Source organism: Caulobacter sp. CCH9-E1 (genome assembly GCF_001556515.1).
In the GTDB taxonomy this organism is placed as follows: Bacteria; Pseudomonadota; Alphaproteobacteria; order Caulobacterales; family Caulobacteraceae; genus Caulobacter.
On the sequence record NZ_LSJA01000289.1, the window covers coordinates 1 to 1637 of the forward strand.

Below are 1637 nucleotides of genomic sequence, written 5' to 3' on the forward strand. Positions count from 1 at the left end.
CTCATGCCGCTGCACGGGGACCTCGCAGCAGGTCGTAGCGGGCGCAGTCGGCGATCGGCGGATGACGCAAGGCCAAGGCCTGTGACGTGGTGATCGCCTCGGGCCTGGGCGGTTCGCGCCGTCGGGCCAGGATGTTGAGGATCACCTCGTCACTGGCGGCGCCGGCGTCGAGGGCCTCGCGGACCGCGTCGTCCACGGCGTCCAGGCCGTCGTCGAGGACGCTGGCCAGCACCCGAACGAAGCGCCGATCGGCCTCGTCGCCCGAGCCCAGTCGCTTGCGCAGCCGGGTCAGGGCGGGCGGCAGAGACCAGTCCTGGAACGGCGCGCCGTTGCGCAGCGCCCCAGGCTTGCGTGCCAGGACAGGCAGATAGTGCCAGGGGTCATAGACGGTGTGGTCGCGCCCAAAGCCGCGGGGATGATCGGCCACGACCTCGCCGTCGCACAGGACCATGACCCGGTCGGCATAGGCTCGGATCTGCACCGCCCGGCGCGCCGCCCTGGCCTCCACCGAGTAGCGGTTGCGGTCGAAGTTGATCAGGCAGGTGGCCTGGGCGACGGCCTCGACCTGGTGGAAGCCGTCGAAGGGCCCTACGAACGGCGCCAGGAACGGCCGCTCAGCCTCGAACACCTCCTGGACTGTGCGGTCGCGATACTCGGGGTGACGGTCGTTGCGGGCCCGGCGCTCGCACTCGGCTTCCAGCCAGCCGTTCAGCTCCTCCAGGGTCCTGAACCGAGGGCGCGGCTTGAAGATGTTGTCGCGGGCGTAGCCGACCTGGTTCTCCACCTGGCCCTTCTCCCAGCCCGAGGCCGGGGTGCAGGCCACAGGCTCGATCAGGTAGTGGGAGCACATCTGCTCGAAGCGCCGGTTGAAGCGCCGGGTCTTGCCGGCGAACACCGCCTCCACGGCGGTCTTCATGTTGTCGTAGATGCCCCGCCGGGTGACACCGCCAAACAGCGCGAAGGCCCGGGCATGGGCGTCGAACACCATCTCCTGGGTCTCGCGCGGATAGGCCCGGATGTAGAAGCGGCGGCTGTGGCTGAGCCGCAGGTGGGCCACCTTCACCGTCAGCGGCGTGCCGCCGATCTCCACCTGGTCGTGGCTCCAGTCGAACTGGTAGGCGTCGCCCGGCGCGAAGCTCAGGGGCACGAAGGCCTCGACCGGCGAGCTGACGCCCCGGCGCTGATCAGCCCAGCGGCTCGCGTAGCGCCGAACCGCATCATAGCTACCGTCGTATCCCTCACGACTTAGTAGGTCGGCGATCCGTGTCAGCGTCAGCCGGTCTTTACGAGGGCCCGAGGCATTGGCCTCCAACATGCCCTCCAGGCGCTCGATGAAGGTCCCAAGCTTGGGGTGCGGCTGCTCGCGCCGCTCGTAGACCAGAGAGGTCTCTCCCGATCTCAAGACCTTGCGCACCGTGTTGCGCGCCAGGCCCATCTCCCGCGCGATCGTCTTCACGCCCTTACCCCGCGCGAAATGCTCGCGCCGGATCTTCGCCACCGTCTCCAATACCAACATCCCTGTCTCGATCCGCAGCTCCACAAGCCGCCGATCTGGCCATCAAAGCCTCAAGGATAGGGGGTCAACTTTGGACGCCTATCTCCCCGAGAAGGGGGTTAGTTTTGCAAGCCGGAACACA

Annotated in this window: 1 protein-coding gene; it reads right to left on the reverse strand. The window is 68.1% G+C overall.

Annotation, left to right across the window (positions count from 1 at the left end):
* Nucleotide 1 precedes the first annotated feature (1 nt).
* Nucleotides 2-1516, reverse strand: coding sequence for an IS21 family transposase (gene istA / locus AX690_RS16245; RefSeq protein ID WP_066684306.1), 1515 nt, complete (start codon nucleotides 1514-1516; stop codon nucleotides 2-4).
* Nucleotides 1517-1637: the final 121 nt, after the last annotated feature.

What these genes read in the sequence shown, in the direction of transcription:
- istA (WP_066684306.1), bottom strand. Translation starts at nt 1,516, where the DNA reads ATGTTGGTATTGGAGACGGTGGCGAAGATCCGGCGCGAGCATTTCGCG.